The 18,107-nt window shown below is 73.2% G+C and carries 17 protein-coding genes and 1 pseudogene; 14 read left to right on the top strand and 4 right to left on the bottom strand.

All coding sequences use genetic code 11. The annotated features are described in order from the left end of the window. From AC1MIR_RS13340 to AC1MIR_RS13370, 7 genes and pseudogenes are all read left to right on the top strand, one after another. Positions 1–268 (top strand): annotated as a pseudogene (locus tag AC1MIR_RS13340) (hypothetical protein); the annotation flags it as partial. Continuing rightward, positions 265–975: an acyltransferase gene (locus AC1MIR_RS13345; RefSeq protein WP_480028637.1), complete on the top strand. Its 711-nt coding sequence runs from the start codon at positions 265–267 to the stop codon at positions 973–975. The pseudogene AC1MIR_RS13340 and the gene AC1MIR_RS13345, both read left to right, overlap by 4 nt. Next, the gene (locus tag AC1MIR_RS13350) at positions 972–2,096 is read left to right on the top strand and encodes a glycosyltransferase (protein ID WP_480028638.1); all 1,125 of its coding nucleotides are present in this window, start codon (positions 972–974) and stop codon (positions 2,094–2,096) included. Before AC1MIR_RS13345 ends, AC1MIR_RS13350 begins: the two co-directional genes overlap by 4 nt. Next, a complete protein-coding gene (locus tag AC1MIR_RS13355) occupies positions 2,093–4,489 on the top strand; it encodes a hypothetical protein (protein ID WP_480028639.1) in 2,397 nt (798 codons plus the stop codon). Before AC1MIR_RS13350 ends, AC1MIR_RS13355 begins: the two co-directional genes overlap by 4 nt. Before the next feature lie 18 nt (positions 4,490–4,507). Further along, positions 4,508–4,981 carry a hypothetical protein gene (locus AC1MIR_RS13360; RefSeq protein ID WP_480028640.1) on the top strand — a complete coding sequence of 158 codons (474 nt, stop codon included), beginning with the start codon at positions 4,508–4,510 and terminating at the stop codon, positions 4,979–4,981. Then, positions 4,978–6,450, top strand: coding sequence for a GumC family protein (locus AC1MIR_RS13365; RefSeq protein WP_480028641.1), 1,473 nt, complete (start codon positions 4,978–4,980; stop codon positions 6,448–6,450). The genes AC1MIR_RS13360 and AC1MIR_RS13365 overlap by 4 nt, the downstream gene beginning before the upstream one ends. Before the next feature lie 8 nt (positions 6,451–6,458). Further along, entirely contained in the window at positions 6,459–7,523 is a 1,065-nt protein-coding gene (locus AC1MIR_RS13370; protein WP_480028642.1) for a glycosyltransferase, read from the top strand. On the opposite strand, the gene AC1MIR_RS13375 is transcribed toward AC1MIR_RS13370, so the two are convergent. After that, positions 7,514–7,687 (bottom strand): hypothetical protein, encoded by a 174-nt coding sequence (locus AC1MIR_RS13375; RefSeq protein WP_480028643.1) that lies wholly within the window; start codon positions 7,685–7,687, stop codon positions 7,514–7,516. The genes AC1MIR_RS13370 and AC1MIR_RS13375 overlap by 10 nt on opposite strands. Before the next feature lie 37 nt (positions 7,688–7,724). On the opposite strand from AC1MIR_RS13375, the gene AC1MIR_RS13380 reads away from it, so the two are divergent. Together AC1MIR_RS13380 and AC1MIR_RS13385 are read left to right on the top strand one after the other, a co-directional pair. Further along, positions 7,725–8,723 carry a phenylacetate--CoA ligase family protein gene (locus AC1MIR_RS13380; RefSeq protein WP_480028644.1) on the top strand — a complete coding sequence of 333 codons (999 nt, stop codon included), beginning with the start codon at positions 7,725–7,727 and terminating at the stop codon, positions 8,721–8,723. Positions 8,724–8,734: 11 nt separating this feature from the next. Next, positions 8,735–9,598, top strand: a complete 864-nt coding sequence (locus tag AC1MIR_RS13385) for an amidohydrolase family protein (protein ID WP_480028645.1) — start codon at positions 8,735–8,737, stop codon at positions 9,596–9,598. A gap of 21 nt (positions 9,599–9,619) precedes the next feature. Here the strand turns inward: AC1MIR_RS13385 and AC1MIR_RS13390 are convergent, their stop codons facing one another. Further along, the gene (locus tag AC1MIR_RS13390; protein WP_480028646.1) at positions 9,620–10,495 is read right to left on the bottom strand and encodes a tripartite tricarboxylate transporter substrate binding protein; all 876 of its coding nucleotides are present in this window, start codon (positions 10,493–10,495) and stop codon (positions 9,620–9,622) included. 279 nt (positions 10,496–10,774) lie between these two features. Between AC1MIR_RS13390 and AC1MIR_RS13395 the strand changes: the two genes are divergently transcribed. From AC1MIR_RS13395 to AC1MIR_RS13415, 5 genes are read left to right on the top strand one after another with little or no spacing between them, the layout of a single operon-like run. Further along, entirely contained in the window at positions 10,775–12,343 is a 1,569-nt protein-coding gene (locus AC1MIR_RS13395) for an ABC transporter substrate-binding protein (RefSeq protein ID WP_480028647.1), read from the top strand. Between the two features lie 13 nt (positions 12,344–12,356). After that, complete coding sequence (locus tag AC1MIR_RS13400; protein ID WP_480028648.1) at positions 12,357–13,370, top strand: ABC transporter permease; 1,014 nt, start codon at positions 12,357–12,359, stop codon at positions 13,368–13,370. Beyond that, a complete protein-coding gene (locus AC1MIR_RS13405) occupies positions 13,367–14,203 on the top strand; it encodes an ABC transporter permease (RefSeq protein ID WP_480028649.1) in 837 nt (278 codons plus the stop codon). Before AC1MIR_RS13400 ends, AC1MIR_RS13405 begins: the two co-directional genes overlap by 4 nt. Before the next feature lie 2 nt (positions 14,204–14,205). After that, the gene (locus AC1MIR_RS13410; protein WP_480028650.1) at positions 14,206–14,589 is read left to right on the top strand and encodes a VOC family protein; all 384 of its coding nucleotides are present in this window, start codon (positions 14,206–14,208) and stop codon (positions 14,587–14,589) included. After that, positions 14,586–16,430 carry an SUMF1/EgtB/PvdO family nonheme iron enzyme gene (locus AC1MIR_RS13415; RefSeq protein WP_480028651.1) on the top strand — a complete coding sequence of 615 codons (1,845 nt, stop codon included), beginning with the start codon at positions 14,586–14,588 and terminating at the stop codon, positions 16,428–16,430. The genes AC1MIR_RS13410 and AC1MIR_RS13415 overlap by 4 nt, the downstream gene beginning before the upstream one ends. On the opposite strand, the gene AC1MIR_RS13420 is transcribed toward AC1MIR_RS13415, so the two are convergent. Continuing rightward, positions 16,396–17,205, bottom strand: a complete 810-nt coding sequence (locus AC1MIR_RS13420; protein ID WP_480028652.1) for an ABC transporter permease — start codon at positions 17,203–17,205, stop codon at positions 16,396–16,398. The genes AC1MIR_RS13415 and AC1MIR_RS13420 overlap by 35 nt on opposite strands. After that, positions 17,202–18,026 carry an ABC transporter permease gene (locus AC1MIR_RS13425; RefSeq protein WP_480028653.1) on the bottom strand — a complete coding sequence of 275 codons (825 nt, stop codon included), beginning with the start codon at positions 18,024–18,026 and terminating at the stop codon, positions 17,202–17,204. The genes AC1MIR_RS13420 and AC1MIR_RS13425 overlap by 4 nt, the downstream gene beginning before the upstream one ends. Positions 18,027–18,107: the final 81 nt, after the last annotated feature.

Here is an 18,107-nt window from a genome sequence, read left to right on the forward strand (position 1 = left end):
GCCGCCCGCCGCGCCGCCCCCCACCCCGCGGCCCACCGCGCGGGGGGGGCGCGGGGGCGGCGCGCGCGTGACGGTGCTGACGGACGCGGCCGGCGCCGAGGCGGCGCGGGAGGTCGGCGGGGAGGTCATTGTCCTCCCGGGCACCGGCATCGCGAGCGGATTCGCCATCGCCGTCGCGCTGCAGCTTTTGGCGGTGCATGCGGCCGAGGCGCTCGGCTGCGACGTGGACCGCCCCCGCAACCTCGCCAAGTCGGTGACCGTGGAATGAGCGCGACCCTCTCCCTTCGCCAATGGGCCAAGCGCGGCGAGACGCCGGCGGCCCGCCTGGTGCTCGACACCGCGAAGGCGCTGCGCGGCGCGCGGATGCCGGTGATCCGACCGCTGCACGGCGCGCTCCATGCAGGACAGGCCGCGCTGCGCGAGGCGATCGCGCAGGCTGCCCGCATCGCCTGGTGGACGCCGCTGTTCCTCAGCCGTGTCGAGACGGAGGCGCCGGGCCTGCGGCTCGATGGCGGCATGCCGCAGGTGCTCGGCCCGCTCAGGCTGCGCATCGGGCGCGACTGCCGCATCAACGGGCGCACGACTTTCAGCGGTCGGCCGAGCACGCAGCCGCAGCCGCTACTGCAGATCGGGGACAATGTCGGCATCTCCTGGCTGACCTCGATCTCGGTCGGCACGCGGGTGGTGCTCGGCGACAATGTGCGCATCGCGCAGCGCTGCTTTCTCGCGGGCTATCCCGGCCATCCGATGGATGCCGCGGACCGCGCCGCCGGCCTGCCCTGCACCGAGGACCAGATCGGCGACATCGTGCTGGAGGACGACGTCTGGCTCGGCACCGGCGTGATGGTGATGCCGGGCGTGCGCATCGGCCGCGGCACGGTGGTGGCGGCGGGCAGCGTCGTCACGCGCGACCTGCCGCCCTTCGTCGTGGCGGGCGGGATGCCGGCGAAGGTGATCCGGGAGCTGCCCCGTTGACCGCCGATCTCATCGTCTTCGGCGAGGATTTCGGCGCGCATCCGTCCTCCACGCAGCACCTGCTGCGCCACCTGGCGGAGGACCGGCGGGTGGTCTGGGTGAACTCGATCGGGCTGCGCCGGCCGCGCCTGACGCCGCGCGACCTGGGCCGCGCCGCGCGCAAGGCGGTCGCCGCGCTGGCGCCGTGCCGGGCGGTCCCGGCACGGCGCGCGCCCTTCCCCGTTGTCGCGCCGCTCGCCCTTCCGATGGCGGAGGGCACGGCCGCGCGCGCGCTGAACCGTGGGCTGATCGGCCGCGCGGTGCGCGGTGCCGCGGACCGGGCCGGGCTGCGACGCCGCATCCTCTGGGCTTCGCTGCCCTCGGCGGTGCAGGCGCTCGGCGCGCTGGGCGAGGAGGCGGTGGTCTATTACTGCGGCGATGATTTCGGCGCGCTGGCCGGCGTTGATCACGCGGCGGCGCTGCGCATGGAAGCCGAACTCGCCGAACGCGCCGACCTGATCCTCGCGGCAAGCCCGGCGCTGGCCGCGCGGTTTCCGGCGCACAAGACACGCTTGCTGCCGCATGGCGTGGACCCTGGCCTGTTCGGCACGCCGGCGCCGCGGCCGGCCGACATGCCCGAGGGGCCGGTCGCCGGCTTCTACGGTGCGCTCGCGCCGTGGATCGACCTCGACCTGGTCGCGGCGACGGCACGCCTGCTGCCGCATTGGCGGTTCCTGATGATCGGGCCGGCGCAGACCGATCTCTCCGCGCTGGCCGCGCTGCCCAATGTCACGCTTACCGGTCCGCGTGCGCATGCCGCGCTGCCGGGCTATGCGCAGCATTGGACCGCCGGGCTGATCCCGTTCCGCGACACGCCGCAGATCCGCGCCTGCAATCCGCTGAAGCTGCGCGAATATCTTGCGGCCGGACGCCCCGTTGTGGCGACGCCCTTCCCGGCTCTCGCGCCCTATGCCGCCGCGGTCGCGGTCGCGACCGATGCCCCGGGCTTCGCCGCTGCGCTGGAGGCTGCGCATCACGACAGCGCGGCGCAGGCCGCTGCACGGCGCGCGACGGTCGCGGGCGAATCCTGGGCCGTCCGTGCCGCGGAGGCGCGCGGCTGGATCGACGGGCTGCTGGGGTGAGGCTTGCTCGCTGTCTCGCACTGCTCCTCCTGCTGGCTCTGCCGGCGGAGGCGACGACGCTGCGGCAGGATCTCGGCCCGGCCGCGCCGCTGGCCGAACTCGTGCTGCGCGGCGAGAACCGCGCCGCCACGCCGCAGCGCATCGTGCTGCGCGTGGATGACCGCGCGGCGCCGCCCTATGCCGACCGCGCCAATGTGGAGCGCCTGGTTCCGCCCGGCGCCTTCGTCCTCCGCTGGCGTCTCGCGCTGCTGGAGACGCCGCGGCGACGCCCGCTGGAACTGACCGCGCTGCGCCGCGCCATCGCCTTCGCGCCGGAGGGCGAGGCGGTGACGCTGGACAGCCTTCTCATCGAGGCGCCGCCGGCCCTGCCCGAAGGCGTGCGCGGCTGGTCCTTCGCGCCGCCCGGCGCCGCACCGCTCGCGGGCATGGAGACGGTCGCACCCGACGATCCGCGCCTCTCCGGTCCCGGCCCGCGCCACGTGATTCGCAACGGAGAGGATCCGATCCTCGCCCGCGGCATGAGCCGCGTGACGCGCTTCGTCGCGCCCCTGCCGCCGGGACGCTGGCGCATCGCGCTCTGGACCGAGGATCCGGGCGCATGGGAGACGCTGCCGCCGGTGCTGGAGCAGCGCGTGCGCGCGAATGGGCACGATATCCACATGATCCGCCGCGACGCCGCAGGCTGGATCGCGGAGCGCTACTTCGCCGGCCGCGCGATCGAGCCCGGCGCGACGTCGGCGCCCTGGGATTCGCTCGGCGCACGCCGTGGCGGGCGGATCGAGGCGGAGGTCGAGGTCGGCGCGCAGGGCCTTGTGCTGGAACTCGCCGGCCATCCGCAGGCTGCGACGCATATCGCGGCCCTGCTGGCCGAGCCGGCCGCCGCGCCGCCGCGCGCGGTCGCGGCCCGGGGGGGGGTGCGCGCAGCGCCCGCGGGGGGGGCGGGGGCCGGGGGGGGGGGGCGCCCCGCGCGCTGCGCGGAGGCGGGGCCGGTGCGGGCGCGGCCCGCGCCAGAAGCGGCCGTTGCCTTGCGCCTCGATGCGCCCGAGCGGACCATGGCTTCGCCCGGCAGCCTCGCGGTGCTGCGCTTCACCGCGCGCGGACCCGCGCAGGAACCGGCGCGCGCGACGCTCGCCTGGGATGGCGCGGAGCTGCCGGCGCGGCTGCTCTGGGCGCAGTGGCGCTGGCGCCGCCCGGCGCCGGAGACACCGGGACTGGCGCTGGAACCGGTGCAGTGGCGGGCCGACCTGACGGCGCTGCGCATGCCGGAGGGTCTGCCGCGCCACCTCGCCCTATTGGTGCGCGTGCCGGCCGATGCGACACCCGGCGCGCGACGCCTGCGCCTGACGCTTCAGGCCGGCGGCGCGCGCGCCACGGCGGAAGCGACGCTCAGCATCCTGCCTGTCGCCCGGCCCCCGGCGACGGCGCATGTCGGCGCCTTCCTCGATGTCGCGCCGCATCTCGCGGCCTTCCCCGAATTCCGCGCGCAGGTTGCCGCGCAGACTCGCTGCGACCTGGATGCGCTCTCCTGGCTCGGCCTGGACGCGGTCGCGCCGCCGCTTGCCACGCCCGACGAGGCCGGGCGCGCCGCCTTCCTCGACGACCTGGGCGCCGCCGCGCGCTTCGCGCTGCCGCTGCCGGCCTATGCGCCGCTGCGTCGCCTGGCGCGGGCGCATGGGCCAGAAGCCGCCGCGATGCTCGCCGCGCAGGCCATGGCCGAAGCCGCTGCCGCGGGCCTGCCGGCCGTCGCCTGGGTGGTCGCCGACGAGCCCTCCGGCGCCGGCACGCTGGAGGCCGCGCAGCGCCTCGCCCGCACGATGCGCGCCGCGGCGCCTGGCGCGTTGCTCGCTGCGCATCTCAACGACCCGCGCGATGCAAGGCTGCTGCCGCTGCTCGACCTGGTCACCGTCAATCACCGCTTCGGCGCCGATGCCGCCGATATCGCGCGGCTGCGCGCCGGCGGTGTCGTCCCCTGGCTCTACAACATGCCGCGGTTGCGCCTCGCGGCCGGTTTCTACCTGTGGCGCAGCGGCGCCGAAGGGCTGCTGCAATGGCATGCGCGCATGCCGACCGCCGACGCCTTCGACCCGACCGACGGACGCGAGGGCGACGTGCAATTCCTGTGGCCGACACCCGGTGTCTGCGATCCGCCCGATCTCGACGCCGACCTGCTCGCGCTGGCCGAGGGGGCGGAGGACCTCCGCTGGCTCGCCTGGCTGGCCGCGCAGCCGGCGCCGGAAGCACGCGCGCTGCACGCCCGCCTGCTGCAGGCGATCCCGGATCGTTGGCAGGACGCCGCCGCTTTGCCACAAGGCGCCGAGGCCGGGTGGCGCAAGGCGATCATGGCGCTTGCCCGGCGCCTTCCCGCGTCGCAGTCTCCCCGGGCTTTGCCGTAACCCGCGCCTGGAGCCGTCTTGCGCCGCGTTCTGCTTCCGCTCCTGCTGCTCGCCGCCTGCAGCGACGACCCGATGCGGCGCATCCCGCCGACCGATCGCGCGCTGCTCGAAGCCGAGGCGCGGCTCGGCGGCGCCGGCGGCCAGCCGGGCGGGCGCACCACGGTGGCCGACATCCTCGCCCGTGCGCGCGGCGAGACAGCCGATGCGCGCAGCTTGGTGCTGCGCTTCGCCGGCGAAGCGGTGCAGCCCGACGCGGACCAGCGCGCGCGCCTCGCCGCCTTCGCAGCGCAGAATCGCAACGCGGCGATCGTGGTGACGGGCGGGCGCGGCGACCCGGCGCTGCTCGGGGAGCGGCGCGCCATCGCGGTCGCCCGCGCGCTGGAAGGCGCCGCGCCCGAGGTCGAGTTGCGTTTTGCAAGCGGCGCGCCGCCGGATGTCGTGCAGATTGCAAGTGGCGCTGGCACGCCGCTTGCCCCTGCGGGAGGGCGATGAATGCTCAGGCCCTTCCGCTTCCCGCCGCCAGGCTCTCCGCCCAGCCGCTGACGGAGATCGTCCACGCGCTGCTGCATGCGGCGTGGCGGCGGCGCTACCTGATCGTGCTGCCGGCCATCCTGCTGCCGGTGCTCGGCGCCGGGATCGGCAGCGTCGCGCCGCGCTCCTACGAGACGCGGATGAGCGTGCTGGTGCAGGACCCGGCGCGCTTCAACCCGTTCATGACGGACCTGACGGTGCGCAGCAACCTGCGCGACCGCATGGAGGGTCTGAAGGCGCTGCTGACCAGCCGCCACGTGCTGCTCGGCGTCGCGGAGGATATCGGCCTTGTCGCGCCCGGCGCGCCGGACGGCGCGCAATCCTGGGCGGTGGCGCAGCTGGCCGGCGCCGTCTCCGTCACGCTGATCGGGCAGGAGATGGTGGAGCTGCGCTACCGCGCGCGCCGCCCCGAAGGCATGGACGACGTGCTGCGCCGCATCGGCGAGCGCTTCATCGAGCGCGTGCGCGGCCCCGAGGATGCCTCGCTGCGCGAAAGCGTCGTCTTCCTCGAGCGCCAGGCCGGCGAGGCGCAGGCCGAGCTCGATGTGGCGGAGACCGCGCTCTCCGCCTTCAAGTCGCGCAACGCGGCACAGCTGCCCGATCTGCGCCAGGCGAACGTCAACCGCCTCGCGGCGATCCGGGACCAGCTGGCGGAGCGCGAGGTGCGGCTGGCCGGTGCCGAGGGCGAGATCGCCGCGATGCGCGAGCGCCTGGTGCAGACCGATCCGGTGATCGGCCGCATCGAGGCTGACATCGTCGCCGCCAATGGCGAGCTTGCCCTGCTGCGCGCCCGCTACACCGCCGCCCATTCCCGCGTGCAGGCCGCGGAGCGCCGGCTGGAACGGCTGGAGGAAGAACGCGGCACGCTGCTGCGCGCGGCCGCGCGCGCGCGGCCCGCCGATGTCGGCCGGCTGTGGAACCTTGCCGCCGTCACCGCCGGCATCGGCGACGGGTCGCAGCCGCTTCTGGTTTCGCAGGTCGGCGCGCTGGAGGCCGCGCGCACGCGCGTGGAGCAGTTGCGCGCCGAGACCGCGAATCTGCGCAGCGCCGCGGCGGAACTGTCGCAGCGTGTCGCCGCCTCGGGCGAGGTGGAGCGCGGCCTGCGCGCGCTGGAGCGCGACGTGGGGGTGAAGGCGGAGCTCGTCCAGGCGCTGCGCCGTCGCTTCGAGCAGGCGCGCGTCACGGCGGACCTCGCCGAGCAGCAGGCGCCGGAGCGCATCAAGGTGATCGACCGTCCCGTGCAGCCCTCGGCACCCACGCGGCCGATGCCGATGCTCTTCGCGATCGCGGGGCTGCTCGGCGGGCTTGCGCTCGGCATCGGCCTCGCCGCCCTGCTCGAGATCGCCGACACCTCGGTCCGGCGCATCCGCGACCTCGAGAAGCTGACGGGCATGCCGGTGCTGGCCCGCCTGCCGCGCGTCGCACGATGAGCCCCGCCATGCAGGCCCCGATCATCCATGTCGTGCAGCACCTCGCCCCCGGCGGGCTCGAGGTGATGGCCCTCGAGCTGGCGCGCGCCCAGGCGGCCGAGCGGCGCACCTTGGTGCTGAGCCTGGAAGGCGAGGCCGAGGCCGCCATCGCCGCCTGGCCGCGCCTCGCGCGGCAGCGCGACCAGTTGCTGTTCATGGGCAAGCGCCCGGGCGTGGATCCGGCGCTCACACCGCGGCTGCTGCGGCTGTTCCGCCGGCGGCGGCCGGCGGCGGTGCACACCCACCATGTCGGGCCGCTGCTCTATGCCGGTCCGGCGGCGCGGCTGGCCGGCGTGGCGCGACGGCTGCACACGGAACACGATGCCTGGCACCTGGAGGCGCCGCAGCGGCGGCGCGTGATGCGCGCGGCGCTCGCCCTGACGGCGCCGGTCCTCGTCGCGGATGCGCCGCATGTCGCGGTGATGGTGGAGCGCGCGCTCGGCCGCTTCCCGCGCATCGTGATGAACGGGGTGGATACGGAGCACTTCGTGCCGCGCGCGCGCGATGCCGCACGCGCCGCGCTCGGGCTGCCGCAGGCGGCGCGGGTCATCGGCGTCGCGGCGCGGCTGCAGCGCGTGAAGGGCGTGGATTTCGCGATCTCGGCCCTACCAGCGGTGCCAGGCGCGCTGCTCGCCGTCGCGGGCGAAGGCGACGAGGCCGCTTCGCTCGCGGCGCAGGCCCGCGCGCTCGGCGTCGCCGACCGCGTGCGCTTCCTCGGCCTGGTCGAGGACATGCCGGGCTTCTACGCGGCCTGCGACCTTCTCTGCCTGCCCTCCCGCAACGAGGGGCTGCCGCTGGCCGCGCTGGAGGCGCAGGCCTGCGGCGTGAAGCTTGTCGCGGCGCGCGTCGGCGGCATGTCCGCCGCCTGCGATCCGGCGAGCGCAACCCTGGTGCCGGCGGAGGATGCCGTCGCGCTGGCCGGCGCCCTCGCCGCGGCGCTCGCCGCGCCGCGCGGCGATCCGCGCCGCTTCGTCGAGCGCCATGCGAGCCTCGCCGCCGCGGCGCGCGCCTATCTCGATCTCGTTCAAGAGTGATCCCGATGACCCTTCTCCTCGCTGCGGCGACGCTCGCCGCGCTGGCGCTGATCGCCTGGCATTTCCTGCTCTGGCCGAGGGTCCTGGCGGCGGGGGGGCGCCCCCCCCCCCCCCCCCCCCCCCCCCCCCCCCCCCCCCCCCCCGACGCCCTTCGTCTCCACCACGCACGACTTCTACAACATCCTGACCACCTATCGCCGCATGCTGACGCTGCGCGGCGTCGGCGCCGACGACGTGCTGGCGAACCTCTATCCGATCACGCCCTATCCGCAGGGCGCCTATATCCGCGTGATGAACGCGGCGAGCGCGCTGCACATCCCGGTGGTCGCCATGCTGCCCGGCCGCCCCTCCGCCGCCTTCCGCCACGGCAGCGGGCGGGAGGAGGTGGCCCGCGCGCTTGCCGCGCAGGGCGTCACCGCGGTCTGGGGCGTGCCCTCCTATGTGCGGCTGGTGCTGCGGAGCGCGGCCGAGCTCGGGCTGCGCCTGCCGAAGCTGCGCCACCTGCTGGTGAGCGGCGAGGAACTGCCGGAGGCCGGCCGCGCCAACCTGGTGGAGGCCGCCGCCGCGCTCGGCGCGACGGCCACGGTGCGCGCCAGCTACGGCGCGACCGAGATGCAGGGCGGCTTCGTGGAATGCGCGCCCGGCGCGGGCTATCACAATCCGGCACCGGAGGAGTTCTGGGTGGAGATCCTGCACCCGGAGACGCATGCGCCGCTGCCCGACGGCGAGGAGGGCGCCGTCGCCATCACCCATCTCAACCGCCGCGGCACGGTGCTGCTGCGCTACCTGATCGGCGATGTCGCCGTGCGCTCGCGCGCGCGCTGCCCGCATTGCGGCGCGACGGTGGACCGCATCGTCTCCCAGCCGCGGCGCGCCGACAGCTTCGTCAAGGTCAAGGGCATGCTGGTGAACCCCGCCCTGCTGGACCGCGCGATGGAGGCCGAGCCGGCGGTGCTGGACTGGCAGTTCCGCCTGCGGCGCAGCGATCCGGCGGATCCCTTCTCGATGGACGAGCTCGAGCTCGCCGTCTCGCTGGCGCCCGGTGCGCCCCCGGCGCAGCATGCGGCGCTGGAAGACGCGGTGAAGCGCGCCGTCGGCGTCACGCCGCGCGTAGTGCCCGTGGCGCATGCCGAGCTCGTGGATCCCGGCCGCGCCTGGAAGGCCAGGCGGTTCGTGGATCTGCGCAACCGACCTGCCTAGAGGAGGCGCGAATGCACGACCTGCCCGCCATAGACGCCGTGTGCAACCTCAACACCGACGAGGTCGCTGCGGCGCGGCCGGAATGGATCAACCGGTTCCACACCACCAAGTTCGGCCGCGACCCCGGCGAGCTGAAGCGCGAGACGCTCGACGACATGCTGCGCCTGATGGACGCCAGCAACATCCGGATGGCCTTCCTGCTGGCGGCGAAGGTCGGCCAGCTCGGGCTCGAGGGCAGCTGGCACATCCCGATGGCGGCGGTGGCCGCGGCGGTGAACCGCCATCCCGACCGCTTCCGCGGCATCCTCGGCATAGACCCGACCCAGGGCATGGCCGGCGTGCGGGAGCTGGAGAGCGCGGTCAGGAACCACGGCTTCATCGGCGCGCATCTCTACCCGCACTGGTTCGAGCTGGCGCCGGACCATGCACGCTACTACCCCTTCTACGCGAAATGCGTGGAGCTGGACGTGCCGATCCAGATGCAGGTCGGCCAGTCCATGGTCTACATGAAGGAACGCCCGCTGCGCAGCGTCGGCCGGCCGATCACGCTCGACGCCGTGGCCTGCGACTTCCCCGAGCTGAAGCTGGTGGGCATCCATATCGGCATTCCCTGGGCCGACGAGATGATCATGATGGCCTACAAGCACGCCAACGTGTACATCGGCAGCGACGCGCATGCGCCGAAATACTGGCCCTCCTCCTTCGTCAACTTCATCAACACCTACGGCCAGGACAAGGTGATCTACGGCACCGACTATCCCGCGCTCTCCTTCGCGCGCACGCGGCGGGAGATCGACGATCTCGGCCTGCGCGAGGCGCCGTACCGCAAGCTGATGCACGACAATGCGCGGCGGCTCTACAAGCTCGATCGCTGAAGCGCGCGTCGCGCCGCGGCGTCAGCCCACGCGGATGCCCGCGGCGCGCACCGCCTCCGCCCATTGCCTCCGCTCGGTCTCCAGCAGCGCGGCGAAGGCGGCGGGCGTGCCGGGCGTGGGCATGGCGCCGAGCTCCGCCAGCCGCGCCACCACATCGGGTTGCGCCAGCGCCTCGTTGCAGACCGCATTGAGCCGCGCCACCGCGGCATCGGGCGTCGCGGCCGGCACCACCAGGCCGGACCAGAACTCCGCGCGATAGCCCGGCAGCACCTCGGCCACCGCGGGCAGATCGGGGTATCGCGGCAGCCTTGCCGGCGTGGCGACAGCGAGGATGCGCGCGCGCCCCGCCTGCACCTGCGGCAGCAGCTCGATCTCCGCCGTCAGCATCACGTCCACCCGGCCGCCGACCAGGTCCACCATCGCCGGCCCGCTGCCGCGATAAGGGACGTGCAGCATCTCCACGCCGGCGCGCCGGCGGAGCAGCTCCGTCGCCACATGGGTCAGCGAGCCCTCGCCGACCGAGGCGTAGCTCAGCTGGCCGGGCCGCGCCCGCGCCAGCACCAGCAATTCCGCGAAGCTTTGCGCCGGCAGGTCCGCGCGCACGCCCACCATCATCGGCGCGGTGGTGGCCTGCCCCACGCTGCGGAAATCCCGCTCCGGGTCGTAGGGCAGGCTGGCGAAGGCGAACTGGGTGATGACGAAGGGCGAGGTCGCCACCAGCAGCGTGTGGCCATCCGGCGCCGCGCGGGCGACCTCCGCCGTGCCGATGGTGGAGGTGGCGCCGGCGCGGTTCTCCACCACGACCGGGCGGCCGAGCCGCGGCGCGATCGCCTGCGCCAGCAGCCGCGCGCTGACATCGGTGCTGCCGCCGGGCGCGAAGGGCACGACGATGCGCACCGGCCGATCCGGCGCCCAGCCCGGCGCGCTGCCGGGAGTGCTGCCGGGTGGGGTTTGGGCCCGCGCGCCGGCCGCGGCGAGCAGGAAAGGCAAGGCGCATGCATGGCGTCGCGAAAGGCCCATCGCCCGGTCTCCCTCGGCGGCCGCGCCGCCCGCCCGATGAAACCGGCGAAGCGCGGGCGGCGTCAATGGCCTCGACGCCGCCCGCCTCGTGCTTCCTTGACCGTGGCGCGGATGCGTCGTTAGCCTTCGCGCCATCGCAAGGCGAAGGAACGGCGCATGAAGATCGGCAGGCGGCAGGCGGCGTCCCTGCTTGCGGCGGCGGCGCTGCCCGCGCCGGCGCTGGCGCAATCGGCGCGCGAGATCCGCCAGCGGACGCTGGTGATCGGCGTGCCCTCCGATCCCGCGAACCTGGAACCGGGGACGAACCGCGCCGAGCCGATCGGCAGCGAGATCATCCTGAATGTCTTCGACACGCTGGTGGCCTGGAAGGCGCCTTCCTTCGATACGCTGGAAGGCCGCCTCGCCGCCTCCTGGACGGTCTCGAGCGACGGGAAGGTGTTCGACTTCGCGCTCAGGCCGAACGTCAAGTTCCACGATGGCACGGCCTGCGACGCGGCGGCGGTGAAGGCCGCGCTGGAGCGCACCAAGGCGATCAATCCCTATATGCGCGCGAGCTTCGACCCGATCGCGAGCATCGAGGCGACGGGCCCGCTCGCGCTGCGCATCACGCTGAAGGAGACGATGCCCGTCTTCCTCTCGCTGCTGGCGCAGCCGCAGGCCGCCATCGCGAGCCCGACCGCCTGGCAGCGCCATGGCGACGCCTTCAACGTGAACCCGGTGGGCACGGGCCCTTTCCGCTTCCGCAGCTACCGCCGCGACACCGATGTGGTGCTGGAGGCGAACCCCGATTACTTCCGCGGCGCGCCGCAGCTGCTGCGCATCATCTACCGCATCATCCCCGATGCCTCGACCCGCCGGCTTGAGCTGGAGAATGGCGGCCTCGACATCGTGCACCAGTCCGGCCAGCTCGCCGCGCCGCCGGTGCAGGATGTGCGCGCGTTGCGCAGCAACCCCGACATCGAGGTGATCGAGGTGCCGAGCCAGATCATCCGGCAGCTCGAATTCAACAACAACCGCCCGGACAGCCCGGTGGCGGATGTGCGCGTGCGCCGCGCCATCCAGCACGCCATCGACTACGACGGCCTGCTGAGCGGCATCTTCGGCGGCACGGCCGATCGCGTGTACGGGCCGCTCACCTCCAACTCCTGGGCCTTCGATCCGCGCATGCGCGAACTCGCGCCACGGCACGATCCCGCCGCGGCGCGAAGGCTGCTGGCGGAGGCGGGGATCCAGCCGGGCCAGCTCAAGCTGACCATGTATTCCTTCCAGGGCGCGCTCTGGGGCGCCGTGGCGACCTTCCTGCAGGCGAACCTGGCCGCCGTGGGGATCGAGGCGACGATCGCGCAGACGGAGTTCCCGGCCTATCGCGCGCTGCATGTCGCCGGGCGCCACGAGATCGCGCTCGATGGCCGCCAGCCCTGGTACAACGACCCCGACGCGCATATCACCATCGGCTATCTCTCCACCCTCGCCGACAGCGCGATGACCTTCCGCATGCCGAAGGACGAGGCGCTGGACCAGCTGATCCTGCGCGCGCAGACCGAGGTGGATTTCGAGCAGCGCAAGGCGCTGTATCACCGCGTGCAGGCCGAGATCCTGGCGCGCGCGCCGGCCGCCTGGCTGTTCAGCCCGAAGCTGATCGTGTTCCGCCGCAAGGGTGTGCAGGGGCTGGTGGTGAACAGCGCCCCGCCGCTCAACGAGTACTGGGGCGTGAACAAGGCCTGAGGGCTCGCCCCGCATGGGGCGGATGATCGCGCAGCGCCTGCTGGCCTTCCTGCCGGTGCTGCTGCTGGTGCTGCTGATCGTCTTCGCGCTGTCGCGCCTGATCCCCGGCGACCCGGCGACGACGCTGCTGGGGCCGGGCGCCACCGCGCAACAGATCGCCGCGCTGCGCGAGCAACTGCGCCTGGACGAGCCGTCTTACCTGCAGTTCTTCTCCTATCTCGGCGGCGTTCTGCAGGGCGACCTGGGACGCTCGCTGAAGAGCGGCGCGGCGGTGACGCAGGAATTGCTGGAGCGCCTGCCGGCCACGCTGGAACTCGCCGTCAGCGCGACGCTGGTCGCGCTGGTGATCGGCATCCCCATCGGCGTGCTCTCCGCGATCCGGGCGAACACGCTGCTCGATCACGGCGTGCGCATCGTCTCGCTGGCGGGCGTGTCCATGCCGGCCTTCCTGCTGGCGGTGCTGCTGCAGCTGGTCTTCGGCATCTGGTTCGGCTGGCTGCCGATCTCCGGCCGCAACAGCCCCTATTTCCTCGGCGATCCCGTGACCGGCTTCGCGGTGCTGGACGGATTCCTCACCGGCGATCCGGAAGCGGCCTGGGATGCGGCGCGCCACCTGGTGCTGCCGGTGATGGTGCTGGCCGCGTTCCTCGCAGCCACCCTCGCGCGCTTCGTGCGCAACGCGATGCTGGAAGCGATGACGGAGGACTACATCCGCACCGCGCGATCGAAGGGCCTGCCGGAGCGCAACGTGGTCTTCGTGCATGGCCTGCGCAACGCGCTGCTGCCGGCGCTGACCGTGCTCGGCATCAAGTTCGCGGAGCTGCTGGGCGGCGCGATCCTGACCGAGACGGTCTTCGCCTGGCCCGGCGTCGGCCGCTACATGTTCGATGCCATCCGCAACCGCGACTACCCGGTGGTGCAGGGCGCGACGCTGGTCTTCGCGCTGCTGTTCATGCTGGTCTCGCTCGGCGTGGATTTGCTGCACGCCGCGCTCGATCCGCGCATCCGCCGGCGGGTGGGGCAGTGAGGGAAGCGGCCCGCTTCCTGCGTCGCAACCCGCTCGCGGCCTTCGGCGCGGCGCTGCTGGCGGCAATCCTGCTGGCGGTGCTGCTGGGGCCGCTTGTCGCGCCTTCGCCCATCGCGCTCGACATGTCGCGCCGCCTGGCGCCGCCGGGCCCGGAGCATCTGCTCGGCGCCGACTTCTTCGGCCGCGACGTCCTTTCGCGCGTGCTGAGCGGGGGACGCGCCACGCTGGCGATCGGCATCGGTGTGGTCGCACTGGCCTTCGTGGTCGGGACCGCCTTCGGCCTGCTCTCCGGCTATCTCGGCGGCTGGGCGGACATGGCAATGATGCGCTTCGTGGATGCGATGCTGTCCTTCCCCTCGCTGGTGCTGGCGATTGCGCTGGCGGCCGCGCTGGGGCCGAGCCTGACCAATGCGATGCTCGCCGTCGCCGTCGCGCTGGCGCCGCAATTCGCGCGGCTGGCGCGGGCGCAGGCGCTGTCCATCTCGGTGCTGCCCTATGTGGAGGCCGCCATCGCCTGCGGCAGCACGACGCGTGCGATATTGTGGCGGCATGTGCTGCCGAACGGCATCGGGCCGCTGCTGGTGCAGGCCTCGCTGGCCGTGGGCAGCGCCATCCTGCAGACGGCGAGCCTCGGCTTCCTCGGCCTCGGCGCGCAGCCGCCGGCGCCGGAATGGGGCGCGGATGTCTCGGCCAGCCTGCAGTACCTGCGGGAGACGCCCTGGGCCGCGCTGGCGCCGGGTGGCGCGATCCTGCTGACCGTGCTGGCCTTCAACCTCATCGGCGACGCGCTCGGCGATTGGTTCAACCCGCGGCGGCGCACGCAGGAGGGCTGAGGATGCAAGCGGACTACGCGATCACCTTCTTCTACTACGACGACATTGCGGCCATCGCGCCCTTCTACGAGCAGACGCTCGGCTTCGAGCTGTTGGTGGACCAGGGGCTGGCGCGCATCTACCGCGTGGGCCGCAGCTATTTCGGCATCGTGGACGGCAACAAGGGCCATCTGCGCACCACGCCGAAATCCGCCGCGCTGTTCTGCATGGTGACGGACGACGTGGAGGGCTGGCACGCGAAGCTCGCCGCCGCCGGCGTGCCGAACCTCACGGAAATCCGCAGCGCCACCTGGTGCGACAAGTTCTTCTTCTTCGAGGACCCCGCCGGCTACGCGCTGCAGGTGCAGCATTTCCGCAAGCCGGAGGTCGCGGCGCTGTTCCGATGAGCCTGCGCGCGCTGCTCGATCACTGTGCCGCCACCGTCCTGTTCGAGCGCGACGGGCGGGCGGTGACGCTGGCCGAAGGCTGCATCCCCGCGCTGGTGGATTTCAGCTTCGAGGACAAGGAAGCGAAGGGCCTGCGCCGCCTGCGCGACTCTGCGCCACGCCCGCCGCAATATTTCTCTGCGTTGGAAGTCGCGCAGGACGCGCCGGTGCTGCTGCTGCTCGGCGAGGCGGGTTCGGGGAAGACGGTGCTGGCGCGGCGCCTGGCGCTGCACCTGGCCGGCGAGGCGCTGGGCGATGCGCGCTTCAACCTGGCGACGCTCGCCTCCGACGTGCCGCGCGACGTCGCGGGCACGCGGGTGCGGGAGTCCTGGGCGGAGCCCATCGTGCCGCATCTGCTGGCCGCGCCGATGGCGACGCTGCCCGAGGACGGGCTGCTCATCATCGACGAGGCCGAGACGCTGGGGCAGGGCGGTCCCGCGCTGCTGGCGGCGCTCGCTGCGCGCGGCCGCCGCGCCATCCTGCTGGGCGACGCGGAGGCCTGCGGCGCCTGGCCGATCCCGCCCGGCGTGCGGCGCCATCGCCTGCTGCCCTTCCTGCCGGCGCAGCGGGCGGCATGGCGTGCGCGGCATGGCGGGCCCGAGGATCTTCCGGCGCATCCCGGCCTGATGTCGCTGGCCGTCGCGGGCGTGTCGCCGGACGATCTCGCGCCGCACGCCGCGACCGCCTTCGCCGCGCTGCGCGACGGTGTGTCGCCGGCGGACCCGACGCTCGGCCGGCGCTTCGTACTGGAACGGCTCGCGGCGCGGCACAGCGCGACGCTGCCGGCGGCGACCGTCGCCGCGCTTGCGGCCGATCCGCGCTGGCACGCCACGCTGCGGCATTTGCGCGGCGATGCGCCTCTGGCCGAGGCGTTGCTGGCGACCGGGAGCAGCGACCTCGCCGTGCTCGCCGCCGACATCGCGCCGCCCGTCCCGGCGCTGCGCGGTGCCCTGGCCGCCGCCATCGCCCGCGACGACCTTCCGCTTCCAGCGCGCATCCGTGCCGGGCGGCACCTGGCGCGGCTCGGCGATCCGCGCGACCTGGCGGAACTCGTCGCCGTGCTGGGCGGGGAGTACGCGATGGGATCGGTGCTGCACCCGAATTCCGCGCCGCCGCATCGCGTCACGCTCGCGCCCTTCCGCATCGCGCGCTTCCCCGTGACCAACGCGCTCTATGCGCGCTTCGTCGCGGCGACGGGGCGCGCCTGGACATCGGCCGATGGGCGCGATCCCGCGATGGCGAATTCGCCCGCGACGGATCTGTCGTGGCACGATGCGCGCGCCTTCTGCGCCTGGATCGCGCCGATCTGGCGCGCGGAAGGGCGCATCGTGGCCGACGAGATCGTGCGCCTGCCGACCGAGCCGGAATGGGAAGCCGCTGCACGCGGCGCGCAGCCCGTCTCCGACGCGCAGGTCTATCCCTGGTCCGGCCCCTGGGCGGCATTGCGCTGCAATTCCGAGGAAGCCGGTCTGAACGACCGCTGCGCCGTCGGCCTGTTCCCCGCGGGAAGCTCGCCCTTCGGCTGCGAGGACATGGCGGGCCAGGTATGGGAGTGGTGCAGCACCAACTGGGGCGAGGACATGGCCACGCCCGCCTTCCGCTATCCCTATGACGCAAACGACGGCCGCGAGGATGCGGATGCCGCGCCCTCCATCCGTCGCGTGCTGCGCGGCGGCTGTTTTTCCTCGGGCGCGGAGAAGGCGACCTGCACCTATCGCGGCAGCCTTGAGCCGGCGGGCTCCTGGCGCGGCAACGGGTTTCGGGTGGTCATTTCCCGACCCGCGCCAGAACCTCCGCCCTGAGAAAGCGCTCGACCAGCAGCATGAAGGCGATGCTCGGCACCAGCAGGATCAGCGCGGTGATCGCGGCGATCTGCATGTTGCCGCCGGCGGCCGCGCTGAACAGCAGCAGCGGCAGCGTCCGCACCTCCGGCGCGCCGACGAAGTAGCTGGCGGTGAATTCGTCGAGCGATTCCAGGAAGACGAAGATGGCGCTGGCCGCGATGCCGGGTGCGGCCAGCGGCAGCGTGACCGTGCGGAAGGCGGTGAGCGCGCTGGCGCCGATGTTGCGCGCGGCGAGCTCCAGGTCGTCCTCGATCGCGGCGAAGGCGGCCGTCGCGATCCAGATCGAATACACCAGCCCGTGCGCCGCATGCACCAGCACGACGCCGAGCACGGTGCCATTGAGGTCGAACGTGAAGAAAATGCGGGCGATGTTGATGTAGACGGGCAGGTTCGGGAAGGCCTGCGGCAGCAGGAACAGCAGCAGGATCAGCGCGCGCCAGCGCAGCTTCGCCTTGGCCAGCGCCCAGGCCGCCGGGATCGAGACCGCAAGGCACAGCAGCGTGGTCAGCGAGGCGATCCAGATGGAGAGCCACAGGCTCTCCATCGCCTGGCCTTCCGGCCGGAACACGCGCTCCCAGAAGCGGAAGCCGTATTGGGAGGGCAGGCGGTTCGGCCAGAACCAGGCCTCCGCCACGCTCCACAGCAGCAAGTTCGCGACAGGGCCGAAGATGAAGAAGGCGAAGGCCGCAAGCAGCATCGCGCGCGGCAGCCACCAGGCGATGCCGGTCCTCAACGCGCGGCGTCCCGCACGGAATTGCGCAGCCAGGCCCAGGCCACGAGCCCGCTCGCGATGCAGGCGATCAGGCCGAGCGCATTCGCCGTGCCGTAGTCGCCCATCGCGTTGATGCGCCAGGCCATCGCGACCGTCAGCATCGTCGGGCTCTGCCCGCTGATCATGATCGGCACGGACAGCACGGACATCATCGTCACGAAGCTCAGCACCAGCGCCACCATGATGTTCCGCGCGACCTGCGGGATGACGATGCCGAACAGGATGCGCGCGCGGCCCGCGCCCAGGTTCTGCGCCGCCTCGATCCCCGCGCGGTCGAGCGCGGCCATGGCGCCGGCGACCAGCAGCGTCGCGAAGGGCAGTTGCTTCCAGACGAAGGTGATGACGATGCCGCGCCAGTCCAGGAAGCTCTGTGCCCAGTCCTCCGGCATCAGGCCGAGCCAGATGAGCGTGTTGTTCATCAGCCCGTTCTGCCCGATGAAGCCGCGCATCGCCTGCGCCGCCACGATGAAGGGGATGAACAGCGGCCAGCGGTACAGCGCCGCGAGGATGCGCCGCGCCGCGCGGTTGCGCCCGAGCGTGAGGTAGCCGCCGATCACGATGGCGCCCGCGCCGATCAGCGCGGTGGAGAGCGCGACGATCAGCAGCGTGAACAGCAGGTCCGTGCGGTAGAGCTCCACCGCGCGCCCGAGATTGCCGAGCGTCGGCCCCTCCTTGCCCTCGAAGGCGCCCACCACGGAGAAGCCGAGCGGCAGCAGGAAGAAGGCGCCGACGACGAAGAGCGCCGGCGCGAGCAGGAGATAGGGGAAGAGGCGGTTCAGCATAGCTGCCCGGGCTTCCGGCTGGCCCGCGCGTCCGGCTTCGGGCCACCAGGTGGCCCCCCGCAGACCTGCCGCGGCTTTGCC

The organism is Falsiroseomonas sp. RANM36, from assembly GCF_056682175.1.

Excerpts from the sequence above, each read along its gene's own strand:
- AC1MIR_RS13345 (WP_480028637.1), top strand. The coding sequence starts at position 265 with ATGAGCGCGACCCTCTCCCTTCGCCAATGGGCCAAGCGCGGCGAGACG.
- AC1MIR_RS13365 (WP_480028641.1), top strand. The coding sequence starts at position 4,978 with ATGAATGCTCAGGCCCTTCCGCTTCCCGCCGCCAGGCTCTCCGCCCAG.
- AC1MIR_RS13370 (WP_480028642.1), top strand. The coding sequence starts at position 6,459 with ATGCAGGCCCCGATCATCCATGTCGTGCAGCACCTCGCCCCCGGCGGG.
- AC1MIR_RS13380 (WP_480028644.1), top strand. The coding sequence starts at position 7,725 with ATGCTGACGCTGCGCGGCGTCGGCGCCGACGACGTGCTGGCGAACCTC.
- AC1MIR_RS13385 (WP_480028645.1), top strand. The coding sequence starts at position 8,735 with ATGCACGACCTGCCCGCCATAGACGCCGTGTGCAACCTCAACACCGAC.
- AC1MIR_RS13395 (WP_480028647.1), top strand. The coding sequence starts at position 10,775 with ATGAAGATCGGCAGGCGGCAGGCGGCGTCCCTGCTTGCGGCGGCGGCG.
- AC1MIR_RS13400 (WP_480028648.1), top strand. The coding sequence starts at position 12,357 with ATGGGGCGGATGATCGCGCAGCGCCTGCTGGCCTTCCTGCCGGTGCTG.
- AC1MIR_RS13410 (WP_480028650.1), top strand. The coding sequence starts at position 14,206 with ATGCAAGCGGACTACGCGATCACCTTCTTCTACTACGACGACATTGCG.
- AC1MIR_RS13415 (WP_480028651.1), top strand. The coding sequence starts at position 14,586 with ATGAGCCTGCGCGCGCTGCTCGATCACTGTGCCGCCACCGTCCTGTTC.
- AC1MIR_RS13425 (WP_480028653.1), bottom strand. The coding sequence starts at position 18,026 with ATGCTGAACCGCCTCTTCCCCTATCTCCTGCTCGCGCCGGCGCTCTTC.